The organism is Caldimonas taiwanensis NBRC 104434 (assembly GCF_001592165.1).
In the GTDB taxonomy this organism is placed as follows: Bacteria; Pseudomonadota; Gammaproteobacteria; order Burkholderiales; family Burkholderiaceae_C; genus Caldimonas; species Caldimonas manganoxidans.
The window spans coordinates 1-21,632 of the sequence record NZ_BCWK01000004.1; the positions used below are offsets into that span (position 1 = coordinate 1).

Annotated in this window: 19 protein-coding genes; 11 read left to right on the top strand and 8 right to left on the bottom strand. The window is 64.4% G+C overall.

Annotated elements, in window-relative coordinates; genetic code table 11:
* From CTA01S_RS04525 to CTA01S_RS04540, 4 genes are all read right to left on the bottom strand, one after another.
* The coding region (locus tag CTA01S_RS04525) for an Ig-like domain-containing protein (protein WP_232300992.1) at positions 1-1,245 on the bottom strand (1,245 nt) is incomplete at its 3' end.
* Between the two features lie 252 nt (positions 1,246-1,497).
* Positions 1,498-2,868 carry an HlyD family type I secretion periplasmic adaptor subunit gene (locus CTA01S_RS04530; protein ID WP_062192686.1) on the bottom strand — a complete coding sequence of 457 codons (1,371 nt, stop codon included), beginning with the start codon at positions 2,866-2,868 and terminating at the stop codon, positions 1,498-1,500.
* The gene (locus CTA01S_RS04535; protein ID WP_062192689.1) at positions 2,865-5,072 is read right to left on the bottom strand and encodes a type I secretion system permease/ATPase; all 2,208 of its coding nucleotides are present in this window, start codon (positions 5,070-5,072) and stop codon (positions 2,865-2,867) included. The genes CTA01S_RS04530 and CTA01S_RS04535 overlap by 4 nt, the downstream gene beginning before the upstream one ends.
* 23 nt (positions 5,073-5,095) lie before the next feature.
* Positions 5,096-5,641 carry an NUDIX hydrolase gene (locus CTA01S_RS04540; protein ID WP_062192693.1) on the bottom strand — a complete coding sequence of 182 codons (546 nt, stop codon included), beginning with the start codon at positions 5,639-5,641 and terminating at the stop codon, positions 5,096-5,098.
* A gap of 82 nt (positions 5,642-5,723) precedes the next feature.
* Between CTA01S_RS04540 and CTA01S_RS04545 the strand changes: the two genes are divergently transcribed.
* The 6 genes from CTA01S_RS04545 (at position 5,724) to phbB (ending at position 11,958) form a co-directional block, all read left to right on the top strand.
* Positions 5,724-6,422 carry a fumarylacetoacetate hydrolase family protein gene (locus CTA01S_RS04545; protein WP_062192697.1) on the top strand — a complete coding sequence of 233 codons (699 nt, stop codon included), beginning with the start codon at positions 5,724-5,726 and terminating at the stop codon, positions 6,420-6,422.
* Between the two features lie 20 nt (positions 6,423-6,442).
* Positions 6,443-7,084: a maleylacetoacetate isomerase gene (maiA, locus tag CTA01S_RS04550; protein WP_062192700.1), complete on the top strand. Its 642-nt coding sequence runs from the start codon at positions 6,443-6,445 to the stop codon at positions 7,082-7,084.
* Positions 7,081-7,836 carry a peptidoglycan editing factor PgeF gene (gene pgeF / locus CTA01S_RS04555; protein WP_062192703.1) on the top strand — a complete coding sequence of 252 codons (756 nt, stop codon included), beginning with the start codon at positions 7,081-7,083 and terminating at the stop codon, positions 7,834-7,836. The genes maiA and pgeF overlap by 4 nt, the downstream gene beginning before the upstream one ends.
* Positions 7,837-8,233: 397 nt before the next feature.
* On the top strand, positions 8,234-9,907 hold the full coding sequence (gene phaC / locus CTA01S_RS04565) for a class I poly(R)-hydroxyalkanoic acid synthase (protein WP_062192707.1): 1,674 nt from the start codon (positions 8,234-8,236) through the stop codon (positions 9,905-9,907).
* Positions 9,908-9,932: 25 nt separating this feature from the next.
* The gene (locus tag CTA01S_RS04570; protein WP_062192710.1) at positions 9,933-11,111 is read left to right on the top strand and encodes an acetyl-CoA C-acetyltransferase; all 1,179 of its coding nucleotides are present in this window, start codon (positions 9,933-9,935) and stop codon (positions 11,109-11,111) included.
* A 109-nt stretch (positions 11,112-11,220) separates the two neighbouring features.
* A complete protein-coding gene (gene phbB, locus CTA01S_RS04575; RefSeq protein ID WP_019560720.1) occupies positions 11,221-11,958 on the top strand; it encodes an acetoacetyl-CoA reductase in 738 nt (245 codons plus the stop codon).
* 37 nt (positions 11,959-11,995) lie between these two features.
* Here phbB and mnmH read toward each other — a convergent pair whose 3' ends face one another.
* Both mnmH and CTA01S_RS04585 read right to left on the bottom strand, forming a co-directional pair.
* On the bottom strand, positions 11,996-13,063 hold the full coding sequence (mnmH, locus tag CTA01S_RS04580; RefSeq protein WP_062192714.1) for a tRNA 2-selenouridine(34) synthase MnmH: 1,068 nt from the start codon (positions 13,061-13,063) through the stop codon (positions 11,996-11,998).
* 10 nt (positions 13,064-13,073) lie between these two features.
* Positions 13,074-13,733, bottom strand: a complete 660-nt coding sequence (locus CTA01S_RS04585; RefSeq protein ID WP_062192718.1) for an arylesterase — start codon at positions 13,731-13,733, stop codon at positions 13,074-13,076.
* Here CTA01S_RS04585 and CTA01S_RS04590 point away from each other — a divergent pair.
* The 4 genes from CTA01S_RS04590 to CTA01S_RS04605 all read left to right on the top strand — a co-directional run bounded on the left by CTA01S_RS04590 (position 13,732) and on the right by CTA01S_RS04605 (position 16,710).
* Positions 13,732-14,418 carry an ABC transporter ATP-binding protein gene (locus tag CTA01S_RS04590; RefSeq protein WP_019560723.1) on the top strand — a complete coding sequence of 229 codons (687 nt, stop codon included), beginning with the start codon at positions 13,732-13,734 and terminating at the stop codon, positions 14,416-14,418. The two genes, CTA01S_RS04585 and CTA01S_RS04590, sit on opposite strands and share 2 nt — an antisense overlap.
* Positions 14,419-14,488: 70 nt before the next feature.
* Complete coding sequence (gene rlmB / locus CTA01S_RS04595) at positions 14,489-15,223, top strand: 23S rRNA (guanosine(2251)-2'-O)-methyltransferase RlmB (RefSeq protein WP_062193079.1); 735 nt, start codon at positions 14,489-14,491, stop codon at positions 15,221-15,223.
* A 97-nt stretch (positions 15,224-15,320) separates the two neighbouring features.
* A complete protein-coding gene (gene upp, locus CTA01S_RS04600) occupies positions 15,321-15,953 on the top strand; it encodes a uracil phosphoribosyltransferase (protein WP_019560725.1) in 633 nt (210 codons plus the stop codon).
* A gap of 280 nt (positions 15,954-16,233) precedes the next feature.
* On the top strand, positions 16,234-16,710 hold the full coding sequence (locus CTA01S_RS04605) for a DUF302 domain-containing protein (protein ID WP_019560726.1): 477 nt from the start codon (positions 16,234-16,236) through the stop codon (positions 16,708-16,710).
* A 10-nt stretch (positions 16,711-16,720) separates the two neighbouring features.
* On the opposite strand, the gene CTA01S_RS04610 is transcribed toward CTA01S_RS04605, so the two are convergent.
* Together CTA01S_RS04610 and CTA01S_RS04615 are read right to left on the bottom strand one after the other, a co-directional pair.
* A complete protein-coding gene (locus CTA01S_RS04610; RefSeq protein ID WP_062193081.1) occupies positions 16,721-17,908 on the bottom strand; it encodes an MFS transporter in 1,188 nt (395 codons plus the stop codon).
* Positions 17,909-17,919: 11 nt separating this feature from the next.
* Positions 17,920-18,930: a D-2-hydroxyacid dehydrogenase family protein gene (locus CTA01S_RS04615; protein ID WP_019560728.1), complete on the bottom strand. Its 1,011-nt coding sequence runs from the start codon at positions 18,928-18,930 to the stop codon at positions 17,920-17,922.
* 165 nt (positions 18,931-19,095) lie between these two features.
* Here CTA01S_RS04615 and CTA01S_RS04620 point away from each other — a divergent pair, with 165 nt between their 5' ends.
* Positions 19,096-21,528 carry a penicillin acylase family protein gene (locus tag CTA01S_RS04620; RefSeq protein WP_232300993.1) on the top strand — a complete coding sequence of 811 codons (2,433 nt, stop codon included), beginning with the start codon at positions 19,096-19,098 and terminating at the stop codon, positions 21,526-21,528.
* The last annotated feature ends 104 nt before the right edge of the window (positions 21,529-21,632 follow it).

Here is a 21,632-nt window from a genome sequence, read left to right on the forward strand (position 1 = left end):
GGCCTGGACTTGGATGACGGCTGTGGCAGGCGCCGAGGTGTTGCCATTGCGGTCGGTCACAGTGACGGTGACGGTCCGATCCACCGTGGCGGGCGCATCACTGGCGTTCGAAAAGGTCACGGCGCGGATGGCGGCTTCGTAGTCAGCCAGCGATGCAACGCCGCTGAAGGTGATCGTGTGGCCTGAGACTGACGCGCTGATGCCGGCGGGAAGTGATCCGAAACTCAACACGTCATTGGGTTGCGGATTGGTCAAGGTGACGCTTGCGCCGGTGAGGCTGGGGGAATCCGGGTCGTCGATCCTCAGGTCGATGTCGCCAATGGATACCGGTGAACCGTTTTCTGTGAACGTGGCCGCATACCCGGTGCCGGGTTGTGAGGCATCGAGATCTATCACGGGCGGCTCGATGTCGGCCGCCAGGGTGACAGAGGCGCTGCTGCCCGGGTTCCCGGCCAGGTCGGTGTAGCTGCCCGCGGTCACGGCGATGCTGGGCCTGTCCGAGCCGGACTGCGTGAAGGTGGCGGTCCAGGTGTTGGGGCCGATCTGCGTGAGTCCTGAGACGATGCCTCCGGTCACCGTGATGTCCGAGGCATCGAAGCCAGAGACCGGCTCGCTGAAGCTGAAAGTGAGGGTGGTGGAGTCGCCGGGGGCCAGCAAGACGTCCGCTGCGGAGATCGTGAGGGTGGGAGCCGTGGCGTCGAGCGTACCGGGAGCTCGATCTGCGGACGATGCGGTTTGGCCCAATTCGGTGGTGGCGGCGGCGTCGGTGTTCGTGGGGAGCTCGAACGACCGGCTGCCGATGGTTTCGGTGATACGTTCGACGCGCAGCCCCGGTGGCAAGCCACTGTTGCCGCCTGCATCGGCGGTCAAGCCGGCTGCCGGCGCATCTTGTTCGTTGGCGACCCCAGATTCCAACGATTCGATCACGCGGTCGATCTCGGCCGTGGCACGTTCGCCATTGCGAGATGCACCCTCGGCGGGAAGTCCAGCGGGCAGGGCATTTGCGTCGAGGACTTCGACATGGCGCGGTACGAACGTGGCCCCTGCCGGATCTTCAAGCTCGATGCGGGCGCCTTCGGCCAATACCAGGATTTCGTCAGCATGGACGACGTCACCCAGTTGCAAACGACGCATCCGTCCCGATGGATCGCGAGCGTAAACGATGCCTGAGAGGGCGGAGACGGTTCCGATGACAGCGGAGGCGGCTTGAGACATGGCGTTGACCTGGGTCGAAGCTTGTTGCATTTAGTGACGGTTTTATGGCGTCAGGATAAAGATCTGCCGCGGCTCGGGCCCCCTTCTTTTTGGGGGGCGTGGTGTGAATTGCTTCACAACTGAAGGCAGTTTTTTCGTCGATTGCACCCATTCGGGCTGGGGGCCGCCGATGCCAGGCGCCTGCGGGCGCTGCGAAATGCAAATCGATCGAAAAACGCCGCTCTTTCGTGACTGAGATCACGATTGAGCCTTCGATCGGGGCGTTTTGGGAGCGTGGGGCACTCAGCGTTCGGTCAGTGCCACGGATTTGGCTCGCAGTATCGGCTTGAGCAGATAGCTCAGCACAGTCTTGTTGCCGGTCAGGATGTCGACTTCGGCGGTCATGCCGGGAATGATCGGCAAGTGTTCCCCCAAGGAGGGGCGGTCGGTGCGTACTCGCACGACATAGTACGCATTGCCGCGTTCATCGACGACGGTGTCGGGACTGATGTTTTCGACTTTCGCACTCAAGCCGCCGTATATGGCGAAGTCGTAGGCCGTGAACTTGACCATGGCTTCTTGGCCCGGGCGGATGAAGGCGATGTCTCGGGGCATGACGCGGGCCTCCAGCAGCAGTGCATCGTCCAAAGGCACGATTTCGACGACATCGCGGCCGGGTTGGATGACGCCGCCCACCGTATTGGCCAGCAAGCGTTGCACGGTGCCTCGTACTGGAGAGCGCACGGCGGTTTTGTCCACCCGGTCAGCCAGCGCCACACTGCTTTCGTTCAGCGCGGCCAATTTGGCCAAGACTTCGGACAATTCTTTGCGGGCGTCGTTGCGGAAGGAGATTTCCGTCTCCTGGATTTTGCGTTGCGCCTCGACGATGGCCGCTTGCACTCTGGCGATCTGGGCCGTGGTTTGCTCGGTTTCACCGCGCAGGCGGGCGACTTCGCGTTCGAGCCGCAGCACATCCACTTCGGAGACGGCGCCAGAGGCCAGCAAGGGACGGGTTTTGTTCAGCTCTTGCTGAGCCAGTTCCAGGGCTTGTTGTGCCGATTGACGGCGTGCGCGGATTTCAGCCAGCTCTTGCTGGCGCTGCAACAACTGTTGCTGATTGATCGACAACAGATTGGCCAATTCGGCCTGACGAGCTTCAAGCAAGCGCCGCTCTTCCTCGACGATACGGGTTTCTTCGGGGTCGTGATCCGTCACAGCCGGGGGCTTGAAGGCGCCACCTTCGGCAATGGCACGCAGCCGGGCCTCCCGGGCGCGCAGGGCGAAGGCTTGAATGCGGCTTTCGTTGACGCCGGAAGCGGCTCGGGTTTCGTCGATGCGGAGCAACAACTGCCCGGGCTCGACCACTTCACCCTCACGCACGAGGATTTCGGCCACCACGCCGCCGTCGAGCGATTGCACCACTTGGAGCTGTCGCGACGGAATCACACGTCCTTCGGCTCGTGTGATTTCATCCACGCGGGCCAAGGCCGCCCACACCAGCAGCGCAGCGGTGACGATGACCGCGATTCGGACGATGCGTTGAGCCCGGTGTGTGGATCGCTGGCTCATCAATTCCTCGGCTTCCAGCTCGAAGCCATGGAATGAGCGCTGGACCTCCGCGGGGGAGGGGTCCTGTGCCAGTTGGCGCCATCGATTCCACCAATCCCGAATCATGCGGCCCTCGCAATCTTGCCGGCCGACAGTGCTTCAAGGATGCGATCGCGCGGGCCGTCGGCCACCACTTTGCCTGCGTCCACCACGATCACCCGGTTGACCAGTGACAGCAAAGACGTGCGATGCGTGACCAGCACCACCGTCTTGCCTTGGGCGAAGCGGCTGATCTTGGTGTTCACATGCGCTTCACTGGAGAAATCCATCGCGCTGGTGGGCTCATCGAGCAAGAGTACCGGGGCGTTGTGCAGCACGGCGCGGGCGATGCCGACGGCCTGGCGCTGCCCACCAGAGAGCGATTCGCCGCGCTCGCCGACCATCATGTCGAAGCCCAGCGGGTGACGATTGACGAATTCCATCAGGCCAGCGACCTCGGCAGCGGCCAGCAAAGCGGAGTCATCCGCATACGGCATCCCCAGGGTGATGTTGTCGCGCAGCGAGCCATAAAACAGCGTCACGTCTTGCGAGACATAGGCCACGTTGCGGCGGATGTCGGCCGGATCGAGCTGTCGCACATCGATGCCGTCGAGCAAGACGGCACCTTGGTCGGGGCGGTACAGCCCGAGGATGAGCTTTTGGATCGTCGATTTGCCCGAGCCGACGCGGCCGATCAGTGCCACACGGTCGCCTGCGGCGATCTTGAAACTCACGCCGTCCAAGGCCTGGTCTTGCCGGTGAGGGTAGGCAAAGCGCACATCACGAAATTCGATCTCGCCGGTGAACTCTTTGCGTTGCACGTAATGCGCGCCGGCCGGACGCTCCACCGGCTGCGACATGATTTGGTTGAGCGACTCCAGCGCGGTGCGTGCCCCTTGATATTGCATGAGCAGCCCAACGATCTGGCCTGCAGGAGCCAGCGCCCGAGACGCCAGCATCGTGCAGGCAATCAGCCCCCCCATGGTCAGTTCCCGCTCGCCGATCAGATACACGCCTGCCACGATGATCACCACCGTGACGAACTGCTGCACGCTGGCCGTGCCATGCAAGGCGCTGGCCGACAAGCGCCGCATGCGCAAATTCAGCCCGGCCAGATATTGATTGGCACGCTCCCAACGGCTTTGGATCACGCTCTCGGCAGCTTGCGTCTTGATCGTCTCGAGCCCGGTGAGGCTTTCCACCAGCGTGGCATTGCGCATGGCGCTGGCGCGATAGGTTTGCTCGGCCAAGGCATGCAATCGTCCTTGCAACACAAGACCCAACAGCAATACGCCGCCGAAAGCCAGCAGCACCGGCAGGAGCAGCCAAGGTGAGATCCAGGCGATGAGCGCCAAGAACAACAGTGCAAAGGGCAGGTCGATCAGCGCAGTGACGGTGGATGAGGCGATGAAGTCTCGCACTTGCTCGAAGCTGCGCAAGTTGGCCGCCAGCGACCCCACCGACTCAGGACGATGCTCCATGCGCAAGCCCAGCACCTGTTCCATCAGCGCCGCGGAGATCCGCACGTCGATGCGTGCGCTGGCTTCGTCGATGAAGCGTCCCCTGAGGGTGCGCATCAGCAGGTCGGCCCCGATCACCAATGCCACACCGATGGCCAAGGCCCACAATGTTTCGATCGCGTGGTTGGGAACCACACGGTCGTACACATTCATCGCGAACAGCGGAAATACCAGGGCGAAGACGTTGATCAACAACGCAGCCCACAGCACGTCTCGATAAACGAATCGTTGCTCGAAGACGGCGGACCAAAACCAATGTCGCGTTGGCTCTTGGCGCACCGGCGGAGTGCGCTCGTCGAACCGGAAATGTGGACGCACGAACAGTGTCAGGCCGGTGTACCGCTCGGCCAGCTCGGCGCGTGTGAAACTGACGGCGCCTTGGCCCGATTCGGGCAACAGCACCTGGGCCCGTTCTGCGCCTTCGTCCCAGCCCAGCAGCACGCAGGCTTTGTTCCCCCGGAGCAAAAGGATGGCCGGCAGCACGGCGGATTCGATGTCTTCCAACGCGCAGCGCTGCAGCTTGCAGGCCATGCCCGCGCGCGCGGCCGCACGTTCGGCCAGGGACAAGGTCAGACGACCGCCAACCAGGGGTAAGCCTGCCGACAAGCTGGCCCGAGTGGCCGACTGGCCATGCAGCCGACAAACCTCGATCAGGCAATCGAGCAGCGGATCGGCATGCACCAGGTCTTCACGCTGGCGGGGCGTCGGCTCGGCCACGGCGGGCGGGCCTGGCGGCGGGGCTGCAGAGGTGGCATCGGGCAAGGCGGTCATGCGCAGAATCGATGGTGCGAACTTTAGGTGATATCGGCACAGTGCACACGAAACTCACCCCGCTGGCGGTCTTCGAAGTAGCGCAGCAGGGTCTCGCGTACGGTACGAAACGCCAACTCATCCCAGGGAATCTCGTCCGGTGAAAACAGGCGGGCTTCGATCGTCTCCGGCCCGGGGCGAAAGGCCGTGTCCAAGAGTCGGGCGCGGTAGAACAAGTGCACCTGTCCAACCCGCACCACATTGAGCAGTGCAAACAATCCTTCGAGCTCGACGCGAGCACCGGCCTCCTCCTCGGTTTCCCTCAAGGCCCCTTGCTCGGTCGTCTCGCCCAGCTCCATGAAGCCGGCGGGCAAAGTCCACAGCCCGTAGCGCGGCTCGATGTTGCGCCGGCACAGCAACACCTGATCACCCCAAACCGGAATCGTGCCCACCACGTTGAGCGGGTTGACGTAATGAACGGTTCCGCAGGCCGGACAGACGGCCCGCTCACGATTGTCATCGGCCGGGACCAGGTACTGGACCGCGGTGCCGCAGGCTCTGCAGTGCTTGATCTGGCGGGCATGGAGCATGGGGGGCAGTGTAGCGTGAGCCCGTGTCCGCAACGGCGCGCGCCGGTGTAGCATCCAGGCATCCAGTCCTGCGGAGTTTCCCTTGAGTGACGTCTTTGCTCCCCCTGCTGTCGTGCGAGTTCCCGTGGCCGGATCGGCCGACACGTTCCCGGTGCACCGCATCTACTGCGTCGGTCGCAACTATGTCGAGCACGCCATCGAGATGGGCCACACGGGACGCGAAGCGCCGTTTTTCTTCCTCAAGCCTGCCGATGCGGTCCTGCCAGTGCGTGCCGGCGAGGTCGGTCAGATGCATTACCCCGGCCTGACCCGTAACTTGCACCACGAGATGGAACTGGTCGTGGCCATCGGCAAGGGCGGGCGAGACATTCCCGCGGCTCAAGCCTTGTCGCACGTGTGGGGCTATGCCGCCGGCCTGGATATGACGCGGCGCGATCTCCAAAATGAGATGAAAAAGCAGGGGCGCCCCTGGTGCATTGGTAAGGGCTTCGAGGAGTCTGCGCCTATCGGGCCCATCGTGCCGGCGGCCCAAGCGCCCGGGGTGCTGGATGCGGCCATCGAGCTCAGTGTCAACGGCCAGGTGCGCCAGTCCAGTCGTACCAGCAAACTCATCTGGAGCGTCGCTGAAGTCATCGAGCACCTGTCCAGCGCCTGGACCCTGGCCCCCGGCGATCTGATCTACACCGGCACGCCAGAAGGCGTTGGGGCCGTCGTCCCCGGCGACCTGCTCGTCGGGCGCATCGAAGGGCTGCCCGAACTCCAAGTGCGCATCATCGACTGAAGCCAGCGACGCCAACGGTCATGAAGCTGTACAACTACTTTCGGTCCTCGGCCTCGTTTCGTGTGCGAATCGCACTCGAACTCAAAGGCTTGCGCTATGACTATGTGCCGGTTCACCTCGTCAAGAACGAGCAGCTGTCGGCGCCGTTTACCGAGGTGTCGGCCGAACGGCTGGTGCCGGTGCTGCAAGACGGGGGGCTGACCCTGACGCAGTCGATGGCGATCATCGAATATTTGGATGAAACCCACCCCGAGCCGCCCCTGCTGCCTGCCGATGCGGCCGGACGTGCGCGCGTGCGAGCCCTGGCGCAGTCGATCGCATGCGAAATCCATCCGTTGAACAATTTACGCGTGCTGCGGTATCTGGTGCATGAGCTCGGTGTGTCCGAAGAGGCCAAGAACGCTTGGTACCGACATTGGGTCGAGACTGGGCTGGAAGCCGTGGAACGCCTGTTGAGCGGCTCGCCCGCCACCGGGCGGTGCTGCCATGGAGACCAGCCCACGCTGGCCGATTGTGTGCTGGTGCCGCAGATCTTCAATGCGCAGCGTTTCGACTGCCGGCTCGACCATGTGCCCACCGTCATGCGCATCTTTGAGCACTGCATGCAGTTGCCAGCCTTCGTTGCGGCGCAGCCCTCACGCTGTCCGGACGCCCAGGCGTGAACACGCAAAGCTGGTTCACGCCCACATGGGCCGCCCCGCCTGGCGTGCGCGCCGTGATGACCACTCGTGCGGGGGGCTTCAGTCAGCCGCCTTTCGACGGGTTCAATTTGGGCGATCACGTGGGCGATGATGCCCTGACCGTGGCCAGGCATCGGCAGCACCTGGCCCAGACCTTGGGCGTCACCGCCGTGTATCTGCGGCAGGTGCATGGCACCCACGTGGTGCATCTGCACACATCGATGGCCAGTCATCCGCCCCCGCAAGCCGATGCGGCGGTGAGCACCACACCGGGCCTGGCGTGTGCGATTTTGGTGGCCGATTGTCTGCCGGTCTTGCTGGCCCATGACCGGGGCCTCGGCGTGGGCGCCGCCCATGCCGGCTGGCGCGGGCTGGCCGGCGGCGTGATCGAGAACACGGTGGCTGCGTTGTGTCAGACCATCGGATGCGATCCGGGCTCGCTGGTGGCCTGGTTGGGGCCATGCATCGGGCCAAGGCGCTTCGAGGTGGGGGAGGAGGTGCGCGAAGCCTTCTGCCGCGTGCACGCCACGGCGGCCACCCATTTCCGGGCAGGCCCACAGCCTGGCAAGTGGTTGGCCGATCTCGTGGGCTTGGCGCGCGACCGACTGCGGCACAGCGGCGTGACACGGGTCAGCGCCTGCGGCGCATGCACGGTCGAAGACGTTTCACGCTTCTTCTCGTTCCGCCGCGACGGAATCACGGGCCGCATGGCCGCGCTCGTTTGGATCGCCTGAGGCTGCGGCTGCTTGCTCGCGGGCGATTGCCGCCCGTTGCGCCCGCCGCCGTGCAGGCGTGCCCAACAGGTACATCACCAACGAAACCGGCCCCAGCCCATAAAACAGGAAGGTCACGACGGCACCCAGTACCGAGCCCTGGGTGCTGATCGCTTCGGCCACAGCCATCATCAAAGCGACGTACAGCCAAGCAATGGCCACGAGGTACATGGAGCAGATGCGCCAAAGGCCTTGGGCGTCGCCCTCGGCATGCGTCAAGCAAACGGACAAACACCAATTATGCGCGCTTCGGAATGTTCGATTTCGCAAGGCGGCCGGTGTAAAAACACGACATTGGTGAATCCGTCGTGCAGCGCTGGCCACGGGGCCCCTGCCGGCATCGACCTCCGAGGAACAGATGAAGCGAACCACCTCCAGTGCATATGAACCGGCCCAGGCTCTTGGAGAGCACGTGGGCGAGGCCATGGCGGCACTGGCTCGGCTCAACATTCCGGCCGAACGGCTGGCGGCCTTGCAGACCGAGTACCTGAAAGAAGCCGCGGCCTTGTGGAATGGGTTCATCAGTGCTGGGGGCCACAGTGCGCTCAAGCCCGACGACCGACGTTTTGCTGCCAAGGAATGGGCCGAGAACCCCGTGGCGGCGTACCTCGCCTCGGTGTATTTGCTCAATGCTCGAACCTTGCTCAACCTTGCCGAAAGCGTCCAGGCCGACGAGAAAACCCGAGCGCGTCTGCGGTTTGCCGTGCAGCAATGGATCGACGCGACCGCACCGAGCAACTTTCTGGCCTTCAATCCCGAAGCCCAGCGGCGCGCGCTGGAAACCGGAGGCCAGAGCATCGCTCAGGGTTTACGCCAATTGCTGGCCGACATTCGCCAGGGCCACCTGTCTCAAACCGACGAGAGTGTCTTCGAGGTCGGGCGCAACGTGGCCACCACGGCGGGTTCGGTGATCTTCGAAAACGAAATCTTCCAGCTCATCGAGTACAAACCACTGACGACCAAGGTGTACGAGCGGCCGCTGCTGATCGTGCCGCCTTGTATCAACAAGTACTACATCCTCGATTTGCAGCCGGACAACTCGTTCATTCGCTACGCGGTGGAGCAGGGCCATCGCGTGTTCGTGATGAGCTGGCGCAATGCCGACGAAAGCATCGCGCACCTCACCTGGGACGACTACATCGACCAAGGCGTGATCCGTGCCCTGCGGGTGGTCCAGGAGGTGAGCGGGCAAGAGCAGGTCAACACCTTAGGTTTTTGCATCGGCGGCACCATTTTGGCCACGGCGCTGGCCGTTCTGGCCGCACGAGGCGAGCAAGCGGCTCACAGTGTGACGCTGCTGACTTCGTTCCTCGATTTCAGCGACACCGGTGTGCTGGACATCTTCGTCGATGAAGCGTCGGTGCAGCTGCGGGAGATGACCATCGGCCAGCGTAGCCCCACCGGTCCGGGCTTGCTCAAAGGCCAGGAACTGGCGGCAACGTTTTCCTTCTTGCGGCCCAACGACTTGGTATGGAACTATGTCGTGGGCAACTACCTCAAGGGCGAGACACCACCGCCGTTCGACTTGCTGTACTGGAATTCGGACAGCACCAACCTGCCTGGCCCGATGTATTGTTGGTATCTGCGCAATACCTATTTGGAAAATAACCTCACGGTGCCTGGCAAGGTTCGGGTCTGCGGTGAGCCGGTCGATTTCGGGCGCATCCAGGCGCCGGCTTTCATTTACGCGTCACGGGAAGACCATATCGTGCCTTGGCAGAGCGCTTATGCATCGACCCGGTTGCTCAAAGGCAAGAAGCAGTTCGTGTTGGGAGCCTCGGGACACATCGCCGGCGTCATCAACCCGCCGCTCAAGAACAAGCGCAGCTTCTGGACTCAGCCCAAGCTGCCGGCCGACCCGCAGGCCTGGCTGGCCGGCGCGACCGAACATCCCGGAAGCTGGTGGCCGAGCTGGGCTGGCTGGCTGGCTGGCCATGGCGGCCGGCAGATTCCGGCGCCACGCCGTCCCGGTCACCGTCGGTACCCCCCCATCGAACCCGCCCCTGGCCGCTATGTGAAGGCCAGGGCTTGATTCGGATTTACTGCAGGAGAACATCATGAGCGACATCGTCATCGTTTCCGCAGCCCGCACCGCGGTGGGCAAGTTCGGCGGCACCCTGGCCCGGACCCCGGCGGCCGAGCTCGGCGCCGTCGTGATCGCCGAAGCACTGCGCCGTGCCGGCATCGCGGGCGAACAGGTCAGTGAGGTCATCATGGGGCAGGTGCTACAAGCCGGTTGCGGCCAGAACCCTGCCCGTCAAGCCGTCATCAAAGCGGGCCTGCCCCACGCGGTGCCGGCCATGACCATCAACAAAGTGTGTGGATCGGGCTTGAAGGCCGTGATGCTGGCCGCACAAGCCATTCGCGATGGCGATGCCGAGATCGTCGTCGCCGGGGGGCAGGAAAACATGAGCCAGGCCCCGCACGTGCTGCTGGGCTCGCGCGAGGGCCAGCGCATGGGCGACTGGAAAATGATCGATTCGATGATCACCGACGGTCTGTGGGACGTCTACAACCAGTACCACATGGGCATCACCGCCGAGAACGTGGCCAAAAAGTATGGCATCAGCCGTGAGGAGCAGGATGCCTTGGCCTTGGCGTCGCAGCAAAAAGCCGCTGCGGCCCAAGATGCCGGCCGGTTTCGTGACGAGATCGTCGCGGTGAACATTCCGCAGAAGAAGGGCGACCCCATCGTTTTCGATACCGACGAGTTCATCAACCGCAAGACCAGTGCCGAGGCCTTGGCCGGCCTGCGTCCGGCCTTCGACAAAGCCGGCAGCGTGACCGCTGGCAATGCCTCGGGGATCAACGATGGAGCAGCGGCTGTGGTCGTGATGAGCGCGAAGAAGGCCGACCAGCTTGGGCTCAAGCCGCTGGCGCGCATCGCGTCCTATGCCAGCGCGGGTCTGGACCCGGCCTACATGGGCATGGGGCCGGTGCCGGCAGCGCGCAAAGCGCTGGAGCGTGCCGGCTGGAAAGCCGCCGACCTGGATCTGCTCGAGATCAATGAAGCCTTTGCCGCGCAGGCCTGCGCCGTGCACAAAGAAATGGGCTGGGATACGAGCAAGGTCAATGTCAACGGAGGCGCCATCGCCATCGGGCATCCGATTGGGGCCTCGGGTTGCCGCATCCTGGTCACACTGCTGTACGAAATGCAGCGGCGCCGCGCCCGCAAGGGCCTGGCGTCGCTGTGCATCGGCGGTGGCATGGGAGTTGCACTGACCGTCGAGCGCTGAAGGATTTCCAACCCCCAGGCCCGGGTGCACAGGGAGAGTACGGGTTGACCGACGAGGCCTTTCGGTCGACGCTGGATCCGGGCCGCATGAACTTCATCAGGAGCATCACATGAGTCAGAAAGTCGCATACGTCACCGGTGGCATGGGTGGCATCGGCACCGCGATTTGCCAGCGCTTGGCCAGAAGCGGGTTCAAAGTGATCGCCGGCTGCGGGCCCAGCCGCGACTACCAGAAGTGGCTCGACCAGCAAAAGGAACTGGGCTACACCTTTTATGCATCGGTTGGCAACGTGGCCGACTGGGATTCGACCGTTCAGGCCTTCGCGAAAGCCAAGGCCGAACATGGCCCCATCGATGTGCTGGTCAACAATGCCGGCATCACCCGCGACCGCATGTTCCTCAAAATGACACCGGAGGATTGGCATGCGGTGATCGACACCAACCTCAACAGCATGTTCAACGTCACCAAACAGGTGGTGCCCGACATGGTCGAGCGCGGTTGGGGACGGATCATCCAGATTTCCTCGGTCAATGGCGAAAAGGGCCAAGCCGGTCAGACCAACTATTCGGCCGCCAAGGCCGGTATGCATGGCTTCACGATGGCTCTGGCGCAGGAATTGGCGTCCAAGGGGGTGACGGTCAACACCGTCAGCCCCGGCTATATCAGCACCGACATGGTGCGTGCGATCAAGCCCGAGGTGCTCGAAAAGATCATCGCCACCATCCCGGTCAAGCGGCTGGGCACCCCTGAAGAAATCGCTTCGATCGTGGCCTGGATTGCCTCGGAGGATTCGGGCTTTGCCACGGGCGCCGACTTCTCCATCAACGGCGGCTTGCACATGGGGTAAGCCAGGACATGCGGCCGTCCCTGCGGACGGCCGGGTGTCAGTGCCGCTCTTCGTTGGCGATCAACTCGCGAGCCAGGGCGGCATAGGCCTGTGCGGAGGACGATGCCGGGGCCAGGCGAGCCGCTTCGGCATGGCGCAGGAAGTTGCGCCGCAAAGAGGCTTCATAGCTCGGGTCGTAATGCTGCACGAGCAGGGCTTCAACCAGGTCGACGAAGCGCCCCTCTCGCGCGGCCTGTTTCCAGCCGTCCACTTTGGCCCGGCCTCTCAGGGGCACCAGGTGGTCGAGCTGCTGGCACAAGGCGTCCACATCGCGCAGGAAAAAGTCGTACTCCTCCATCAGCAGCGCTATGCGCTCGGGCAATGCCAGGTCGATATGCAGACACGGGGCCTGGCGGATGCTCTCAATCAAGGCGAGGGGCACTTGCAACAGTCCCAGCTTGCGGCTCTCGCTTTCCACATAGACCACCCGGTGAGGATCGAAGGTCCGCAGGGCCTGCCAGATGCGGGTTTCGAACTGCTTCTGAGAGGGTTGGGGGCGTCCGGGCAGCAGGCCAAGCACCGAGCCCCGATGCTCGGCCAGGGCCTCCAGGTCCAACACCTGCGCCCCCTGGGCCTGCAGCGCTTGCAGCAAACGGCTTTTGCCCGAGCCGGTGCGACCACACAAGACCCGCCAGGTGTATCGCGAGGGCAGGGTCTCGAGGTCGCGCACCACGTGGCGTCGCCAGGCCTTGTAGCCGCCTTCGAGCAGATGAACCCGAAAGCCGATCTGTCCCAGCACCAAAGCCAGGGCTCCAGAGCGCTGGCCGCCGCGCCAACAATACAGCAGTGGTGCCCAGTCTTTCGGTTTGTCCATCACCTCGCGCTCGATGTGCGCGGCGATGTTGCGGGCGACCATGGCGGCACCGATTTTGCGAGCCTCGAAAGCCGAGACTTGCTTGTAACACGTGCCCACGATACGGCGTTGCTCATCGTCCAGAGACGGCCAGTTGCGCGCACCGGGCAGGCGATCCAGGGCGTACTCGGAGGGCGAGCGAGCATCGATGATGGTGTCGAAGCGGTTCAGGCCGGCGATCGCTTCGGCTGCAGCCACGGGAACGATGGGCATGCCAGGCACCTCAGGACTTCAGCAAGCGGCGCAAGGCGGGCCACACATTGTCCAGCAGCACCGGTTGGGCTGCTTCGTTCGGATGGATGCGGTCGGGCTGGAAAAACTTGGCGGCCTCCGGCACATCGGCCACCCCTCGCAACAGGAAGGGGACCAGCGGCACCTTTTCGGTAGAGGCCACGTGCTCGAAGACGGCCGCAAAGCGTTCGGTGTAAGCGCGGCCGTAATTGGGTGGCACCTGGATGCCCACCAACAGCACGCGAGCACCGGCCTGGCGCGACATGCGGACCATCTCCGTCAGATTGCGCTGGGTCGCCTCCAGCGGTAGACCGCGCAGGGCGTCGTTGCCGCCCAGTTCGATCACCACGTGGGTAGGGCGGTGCTGTCGCAACAGTGCTGGCAGGCGCGATCGCCCGCCAGCGCTGGTGTCCCCGCTGATGCTGGCATTGATGACGTTGGCTGCCATACCCTCGCGTTGCAGACGCTGCTGCAGCAGCGCCACCCAACCACTGCCGCGGGCAAGGCCGTATTCGGCCGACAAACTGTCGCCCACCACCAGGATGCGAGCCGGAGCATTGGCCCAGGTCGCCCGCGGCAGCGATAACCCGGCAAACAGGTGGACTGTGAGGGCCGCGATAAAGTGGCGGCGTTGTGACAAGCGCACGATCATGACTGAACCCATCATTGCGGTGGAGCGGCTGACCAAGCGGGTGACGGACTCCACCGGCACACTGACGATTCTCCACGATATCGATTTCGCACTGGCTCGGCGGGAATCGGTGGCCATCGTCGGGGCCTCCGGCTCGGGCAAATCGACCTTGCTGTCGATCCTTGCAGGTCTGGACACGCCCACTGCGGGCACGGTCCGGCTGGACGGCGTGGATCTTTTCGCCCTGGATGAGGACCGGCGTGCCGCAGTGCGTGCGGCCAAGGTGGGCTTCGTCTTCCAGAGCTTTCAGCTCATGGCCAATCTGACCGCCCTGGAGAACGTGATGTTGCCGCTGGAGCTGCAGGGCCGCCCCGATGCGCGCCAGCGTGCGGCGGCGATGCTCGAGCGTGTGGGGCTGGGTCAACGCCTGGGCCACTATCCTCGGGTGCTGTCCGGCGGCGAGCAGCAGCGCGTGGCGCTGGCCCGTGCCTTTGTGGTGGAACCCGAACTGCTGCTGGCCGACGAACCGACGGGCAGTTTGGACTTCGCCACGGGCGAAACTGTGATGGACTTGATGTTCTCGCTGAACCGAGAGCGCGGCACCACCTTGGTGCTCGTCACTCACGACCGTGGCATTGCCGCCCGTTGCGACCGTCAGATCCGACTCGAAGCCGGCCGCTTGATGCTTCCGGCCGAAGCCGTCTGAGCGCGCGTGGCCACGCGATGGCGCTACCATCGCGCGCAAGTATCGTTGGTTGCCCGCGAAAGATTCGACCTTGAGCTCTGCGAAGATTCTGTTCGGCTTCCATGCCGTGACGGTGCGCTTGAAGACCGCGCCGCAATCCATCGTCGACATCCATGTCGACGCCAGCCGGCGCGATCAGCGCATGCGTCAATTCCTGGCCAGGGCCGAGGAAGCCGGTGTGCGGCTGATCGACAGTGATGACGATCGACTCCAACGGCTGTGCGGCACACACCGTCACCAGGGCGTGGTCGCCCGGGTTCAGCCCCTGCCCATGGCGCGATCGCTGGACGATGTGCTCGACGGCCTGGAAGTGGCGCCCTTGCTGCTCGTGCTCGACGGCGTGACCGATCCGCACAATCTGGGGGCTTGCTTGCGCGTGGCCGATGGCGCCGGCGCGCATGCAGTGATCGCCCCCAAGGATCACGCGGTGGGCGTGAACGCCACGGTGGCCAAAGTGGCCAGCGGCGCGGCCGAGACGGTGCCGTACTTCATGGTGACCAATTTGGCGCGCACACTGGCCGAGCTCAAAGAGCGCAACATTTGGGTGATCGGCACGGCCGGGGAGGCGTCGCGAAGCGTTTTCGATGCCGACCTGAAGGTGCCGGTGGCACTGGTGCTGGGCGCCGAGGGCACGGGCTTGCGGCAGCTCACCCGCAAGACCTGCGATGAATTGGTGTCCATCCCGATGCGTGGCGTCGTCGAAAGCCTCAATGTGTCAGTGGCCAGCGGCATCTGTCTGTACGAGGCGCTGCGGCAGCGGCGCTGAGCCGCCGGCATGGGCCACGGCCAGGCCGGGCTCGTTACACTGCGGGCATTGCGGTTCGGCACACGGCCGCACCGAGGTCCGTTTTCCGGTGAATCCCATGCCTGTCATCGAAGTCCAGCACCCCCTCGTCAAGCACAAAATCGGCCTGCTGCGAGAGGCCGACATTTCAACCAAGAAATTCCGTGAGTTGACCTCCGAGGTGGCCCGACTGCTCGCGTACGAGGCCACAGCCGATTTTCCGCTGGAGAAGGTCACTTTGCAGTGCTGGAGCGGCCCCACCGAAGTCGATCGCATCAAAGGCAAGAAGGTCACGGTCGTGCCCATCTTGCGGGCAGGCATCGGCATGCTCGACGGCGTGCTGGACATGGTTCCCAACGCGAAGATCAGCGTCGTGGGCCTGTCGCGCAACCACGACACCTTGCAACCCGAGCACTATTTCGAGAACTTCGTGGGCAACCTGGAGGCGCGCACCGCCCTCATCATCGACCCCATGCTGGCCACGGCCGGCTCGATGAATGCCACGATCGATCTGCTCAAGCGCAAGGGCTGCAAGGACATCCGGGCGTTGGTGCTCGTGGCAGCCCCCGAAGGCGTGCGAGCACTGGATGCCGCCCATCCGGACGTTCGGTGTTGGACGGCTGCCATCGACAGCCATCTCAACGAGAACGGCTACATCATCCCCGGTCTGGGCGATGCCGGCGACAAAATCTTTGGCACCAAGCACGATTGATCCGCGCCGCAAAGAGGCGCGAAGCAGATTGTAAAAATTTCGATCTGTCAACAGAAATTCACGCAGGCGCCTCTTTTTCGTTGTAAAACAGCGTCGTTGCCTGGGGTGTGCCCAGGCCTCACCCTGCGTCGCCATCGGCGAGGCTGACCGAAGCCGCAGGCCGCCCCTGCGCCCCCCATGCAACGCGGGATCGGTGGCGGATGCCCGCAAGGCCAAGGGACCTGTCTCGTCTGGGCAGGCGTGACGTGTTGATCATCCCTCGCACTGGAAGGAGGAGCCCATGCCGCGTTCTTTGCACCGCCGCGCGCCGCTGCGCTTGTGGATGACGGGTTGTGTGGCCGTCGTGATGGCCGCGTTGAGCTCGCCTTTGGCGCGGGGAAAGACGGAAGACGCCGTGGACCGGCCTGGCCGTCATGCCTTGGTCAGCCCCTACGATGTCGATGAAACGGTCTCCAAGATCGAGGCGGCTGCGTCCTCGCACGGTTTGGTCGTCTTTGCCAAGCGGATTCCGCCCGAGTGCCCGGGAGCCACGCTGGTGTTGGGCTTGTCCGGCGGCGTGACGCCGGTGGTGATGGACGATGGCAGTCGTGAAATCGAGCTGCCATGGCAGATCGACGTGGTGCGCGCATCGGACGGGCGCACCGAGGTGCGGTTCCATGACCCCTGGCCATGGTCTGACATGGTGGCCGATGCACCACCGGATGCCTTGCGGGCCATTGGCCCGCTGCCGGCCCTGCTGCAGTCCGCCCTGGGTTGAGGGCCACGGGTTAGCCGGGTGGGGCCTCGCTGAGGGAAGGGGTGCGCGCACACACCCGTTGGGCCCACAAGCTCAGGGCCAGGGCCGCGATCACCCAAACCAACCCGACCCGGTGTAGCCAGTCGTAGCCCCAGTGGGCCACCAGCCAGCCTCCGGCGGCGGCTCCTGTGGCTTGCCCAAGGTAGATGGCCGCTGTGTTGAGTGCCATCAGCGCCGGCGCCATTAGGGGGGCCACATGGCTGAGCCGAGCTTGCTGGGCCGAGTTCGAGGCCATGCAACTCAGACCCCAGGGCACCAGCACGAGCAGCGTCAGAGCCAGGCCACGGGCCAGTGGCCACAGGCTCATGCTGAGCACGATCAGACCCAGCAACCAGGCCACCGCCCGGTGCGCGCCGATGCGATCGACCGTGCGCGACAGCAGCAGATTGCCGATCAGGCCCCACAGACCAAACCAGCCGAAGATGAGCGCGAGCTGACCGGGCGTGGCCTGCACCACGTCTCGAAAGTACGGTGCGAAGTAAGAGAACACAGTGAACTGTCCGGCTCCGGCCAGTGCCGTGACGCCGACCATGGCCATCCACACCGGGTGGGTCATCACGCCGCGCCAGGCGCGCAGGCTCAGCCCGGGGGGCTGGATGCCCGCTGGCATGCAGCGCAGAACGAGCCCAGCCGCCATGAGGGACAGCAGGGCGACGAAGGCCATCGCCGCGCGCCAGCCGTGGGTTTCGCCGATCCAGGCATTCAGGGGCATGCCCAGGACCGAGGCGAGGGCCCAGCCGAGAAACACGGTCGTGATGCTGCGCCCACGCTGCTGTGGCGGGGCCATGTGCCCGATCGCGGCGGCCGCTTGAGGCGTGAACACCGCAGCGGCCAGCATCGTCAAGGCCCGCAGCGGCCATAGGCTGTCGTAATCGGGCATCAGGGCGCACAGGCCATGGCCCAAGGCATACCAGACGAGAGCGCCGGCCAGCAGGCGCCGCCGGTCCCAACCCGAGACCCACACGGCCAGCATGGGGGCCCCAGCGGCCATCACGACGGCTGCTGCCGTGATGAGCTGGCCGGCCACGGCCACTGACACTTGCAACGATCGCGCCAGGTCGTTGAGTGTGCCGCCCACGACCATGACGCCACAGCCGATGACGAAGTTGCCCAACATCAGCACCCGCCGGGTCGCCGCCAGCGTGTGGGGTCCCGGCATGGCGATCGGGCTCATCCGCGGAAGACCTTCAGCGCGTCTGGGTTGACCAGGTTGGTGGGCCGGCCTTCGATGAAATTGATGACGTTCTGAAATGCTGCGCTGAAATAAAGCTCGTAACTGTCTTGTTCGACATAGCCGATGTGCGGGGTGCACACGGCGTTTTCCAGGCGCAGCAGCGGGTGGCCGGGCAAGGGCGGTTCGGTCTCGTAGACATCCACGGCGGCCATCCCGGGGCGGCCCTTGTTCAGCCCGCTGACCAAGGCATTGTCCTCCACGAGTTCGGCGCGCGCAGTGTTGACGAACAGCGCCGTAGGCTTCATGCGCAGCAGGTCATCGAGCTTGACGATGCCCCGGGTCTCGGGCACCAGGCGCAGGTGCAGCGAGAGCACGTCACTGGACTCGAAGAGGGCCTCGCGACTGAAGGCGGCCTCGAAGCCATCGGCCTGGGCGCGCTGGCGCGAAGCTTCGCTGCCCCACACCAGCACCTTCATGCCGAAAGCACGGCCGTAGCCGGCCACCAATTGACCGATCTTGCCGTAGCCCCAAAGGCCCAGCGTCTTGCCCTTGAGCACCATGCCCAAGCCGAAATTGGGGGGCATGGAAGCGGCTTTCAGGCCGGACTGCTGCCAAGCTCCATGCTTGAGGTTGCCGATGTATTGCGGCAACCGCCGCATGGCGGCCATGATCAAGGCCCACGTGAGCTCTGCCGGCGCCACCGGCGAACCCACCCCCTCAGCCACGGCGATGCCCAGGCGCGTGCAGGCGTCGATGTCGATGTGCGGGCCCACCCGGCCCGTCTGGGAGATCAGTTTCAGACGAGGCAGCTTCTCCAGCAACTGCCGAGGGAATTGTGTGCGCTCCCGGATCAGCACCAGCACGTCGGCATCGCGCAGCCGCACCGAGAGTTGGCCAATGCCCTTGACCGTGTTGGTGAAGACCTTGGCGTTGTAGGGCTCCAGCATGGCCGCACAACGCAGCTTGCGCACGGCGTCCTGATAATCGTCCAGGATGATGATGTTCATGCCTCGTGATTCTGCATCCATCGGCAGCCGATGGGCATGCGGGCTCGCAACAGGACGCAACGCGGTGCACTGGGCTCCGTGTGCACGGGTGTGCCAAACTTGCATCGCGCGGTCCCCGCGGGATCGCGGCCTTGGTGCATACGATCGACCGATGGAGACGAAACCGTGAAGTGGCTCAGAGGGATGCTGGCGGCCGTGCTATTGCTCGTGGTGGCACTGGTCGCTGCCATAGGGACCTACCGCGCATTGGTGCTGCCCAAGACCGAGGGCGAATTGAAGGTATCGGGGCTGAGCGCCCCGGTCAGCATCGTGCGCGACGAACACGGCATCCCCACCATTCGGGCGCAGAACCTGGAAGACCTGATGTTTGCCTTGGGCTTCGTGCATGCCCAAGATCGACTGTGGCAGCTGGAGATGCACCGCCGCATTGGTCGTGGCCAGTTGGCCGAGGTGTTCGGCGAGTCGGCCTTGGACACCGACCGCTTCCTGCGAGCCTTGGGGGTGAGGCGCACCGCACAGGCCCAGTGGCAAGCCGTGCAGGGCGAGACGCGCCGCGCCATCGAAGCCTATGCAGCGGGCATCAATGCCTTCGTCGAACAGCACATGGATGTGCGTCCGCCGGAGTTCCTCATCCTCGGCTTGCAGCCTGGGCGTTGGGAACCCGCCGACACCTTGGCCTGGACCACGATGATGGCTTGGGACCTGGGCGCCAACTGGAATGCGGAGTTGATCCGCATGCGTTTGGCCTTGAGTCTGCCGGTGCAGCGCATCAACGAACTCATGCCCCCGTATCCTGGGGAGGCGCCCCTGCCGCTGGCCGATTACGCCGCGTTGTATCGTTCGCTCAAGCTCGATGGCAAGCTCGGACAGCATGCATTGAACGCTGCGCCGCCGTCGGGCATCGAGGGCTTGGGTTCGAACAACTGGGTCGTCTCGGGGGCGCGTTCTCAGACGGGGCATCCTTTGCTGGCCAACGACCCCCATTTGAAGCTCAGTGCGCCGGCCTTGTGGTACTTCGCACGCCTGGAGGCGCCCGGCTTCAAAGTGGCCGGGGCCACGATGCCGGGGTTGCCGGTCGTGGTGCTCGGGCAAAACGAGCACATCGCCTGGGGTTTCACCAATACCGGGCCAGACGTGCAAGATCTCTATCTCGAAGAAATTCATCCGGAAGACCCATCCTTGTACCGCACGCCCGAGGGCTGGGCGCGCTTCGAGACCTTCGAGGAGACCGTGCGTGTGCGGGGCGGGGCCGAAGTGAAGTTCACCGTGCGGGCCACGCGTCACGGCCCGGTGATTTCGGATGCACCGGCTGCCGGAGCGGACGGTCTGACCGGCCCCAAGGAGGCGCCGCGGTATGCACTGGCCATGCGCTGGACGGCGCTGGACGTGCCCAACACCTCGATGGAAGGGGCGCTGGCGATCAACCGGGCTTCCAGCGTGCCGGCATTCATTGAAGCTGCAGCCTCGCTGAACATTGCCCCCATGCAAAACATGGTGGTGGCCGACCGCGACGGACGTATCGGCTGGGTGGCCGCCGGCCGGGTGCCGCTGCGAGCACCGGACAATGATTTGAAAGGCCAGGTGCCGGCACCGGGCTGGGAGGCCCGCTACGACTGGGTGGGTTATCTCGATACCAGCCTCACGCCGCGTGAGATCGATCCAGCGCGAGGGTGGATCGCCACGGCCAATCAACGCATCCACGGGCCGGACTATCCGCATTATCTGGGCAGCGAATGGGCGCTGCCTTACCGCCAAGAGCGCATCGAAGCCCTGCTGCAAGCGCAGCAGCGGCACGACTTGGACAGTTTCGCCCGGATGCAGGCCGACGAGCTTTCGCTTGCCACCGTCAAGCTCCTGCCGTATTTGCGCCGTGCGCAGTCTTCACACCGGCTGGCCGCACCGGTGCAGGCCATGCTCGCGCAGTTCGATGGCACGATGGCCGCACAGCGGCCCGAGCCGCTGGTATTCTGGGCTTGGATCCGGCATCTGACCGAAGGGCTGCTGGCCGACGAGGTCGGCCCCGAATTTCTTGGCCGTGCGATGTCGGGGTCACGCAATTTCCGCGACGCCGTCGAAGGCATTCTGATGCGCGACGACGCCTGGTGGTGCGATGACAAGCGCACGCCTGAGGTCACCGAAAGCTGCCAAATGCAGATCGACGCGGCCTTCCACAAAGCCTTGGAGGAGTTGGAATCCTTGCAGGGGCCCGACCCCGCCCGCTGGCAGTGGGGTCAGGTCCATCAATCCCGCGCCGAGCACCGCCCCTTCAGCCGCATCAAGGCGCTGGCTCCGCTGTTCGAGCTGCGCGTCCCCGTGGGCGGAGACACCTACACGGTGAACGTGGCGCGGGTCAACATGCGAGCCGATGCCAGCACGGGCGAGCATTACTTGAACGAGCATGGGCCGAGCTTGCGTGCCCTGTATGACGTGCACGATCCGTCACGCTCTCGCGTGATGCACTCCAGCGGTCAATCCGGCATCGTGTTGTCGCGCCACTACCATGACTTCGTCGAACGCTGGGCCAAGGTCGAATATGTGCCGCTGTGGGCACCGGCCGACGCGCAAGGAGCCACATTGCGACTGGAGCCGGCCCGTTGAGCGATCGCGTGCGCCTGCGCGGGGTGCCCGAACCCAAGCGCGATGACACGACACGTGACGGCAGCGCCCACTGTCCTGTCTTGACGCGGCTGCTGGCCGGGTTC

Bases quoted from the DNA above. Each gene is read 5' to 3' on its own strand.
- CTA01S_RS04530 (WP_062192686.1), bottom strand. From the start codon at position 2,868: ATGATTCGGGATTGGTGGAATCGATGGCGCCAACTGGCACAGGACCCC.
- CTA01S_RS04535 (WP_062192689.1), bottom strand. From the start codon at position 5,072: ATGACCGCCTTGCCCGATGCCACCTCTGCAGCCCCGCCGCCAGGCCCG.
- CTA01S_RS04540 (WP_062192693.1), bottom strand. From the start codon at position 5,641: ATGCTCCATGCCCGCCAGATCAAGCACTGCAGAGCCTGCGGCACCGCG.
- maiA (WP_062192700.1), top strand. From the start codon at position 6,443: ATGAAGCTGTACAACTACTTTCGGTCCTCGGCCTCGTTTCGTGTGCGA.
- phaC (WP_062192707.1), top strand. From the start codon at position 8,234: ATGAAGCGAACCACCTCCAGTGCATATGAACCGGCCCAGGCTCTTGGA.
- CTA01S_RS04570 (WP_062192710.1), top strand. From the start codon at position 9,933: ATGAGCGACATCGTCATCGTTTCCGCAGCCCGCACCGCGGTGGGCAAG.
- phbB (WP_019560720.1), top strand. From the start codon at position 11,221: ATGAGTCAGAAAGTCGCATACGTCACCGGTGGCATGGGTGGCATCGGC.
- mnmH (WP_062192714.1), bottom strand. From the start codon at position 13,063: ATGCCCATCGTTCCCGTGGCTGCAGCCGAAGCGATCGCCGGCCTGAAC.
- CTA01S_RS04590 (WP_019560723.1), top strand. From the start codon at position 13,732: ATGACTGAACCCATCATTGCGGTGGAGCGGCTGACCAAGCGGGTGACG.
- CTA01S_RS04585 (WP_062192718.1), bottom strand. From the start codon at position 13,733: ATGATCGTGCGCTTGTCACAACGCCGCCACTTTATCGCGGCCCTCACA.
- upp (WP_019560725.1), top strand. From the start codon at position 15,321: ATGCCTGTCATCGAAGTCCAGCACCCCCTCGTCAAGCACAAAATCGGC.
- CTA01S_RS04605 (WP_019560726.1), top strand. From the start codon at position 16,234: ATGCCGCGTTCTTTGCACCGCCGCGCGCCGCTGCGCTTGTGGATGACG.
- CTA01S_RS04610 (WP_062193081.1), bottom strand. From the start codon at position 17,908: ATGCCGGGACCCCACACGCTGGCGGCGACCCGGCGGGTGCTGATGTTG.
- CTA01S_RS04615 (WP_019560728.1), bottom strand. From the start codon at position 18,930: ATGAACATCATCATCCTGGACGATTATCAGGACGCCGTGCGCAAGCTG.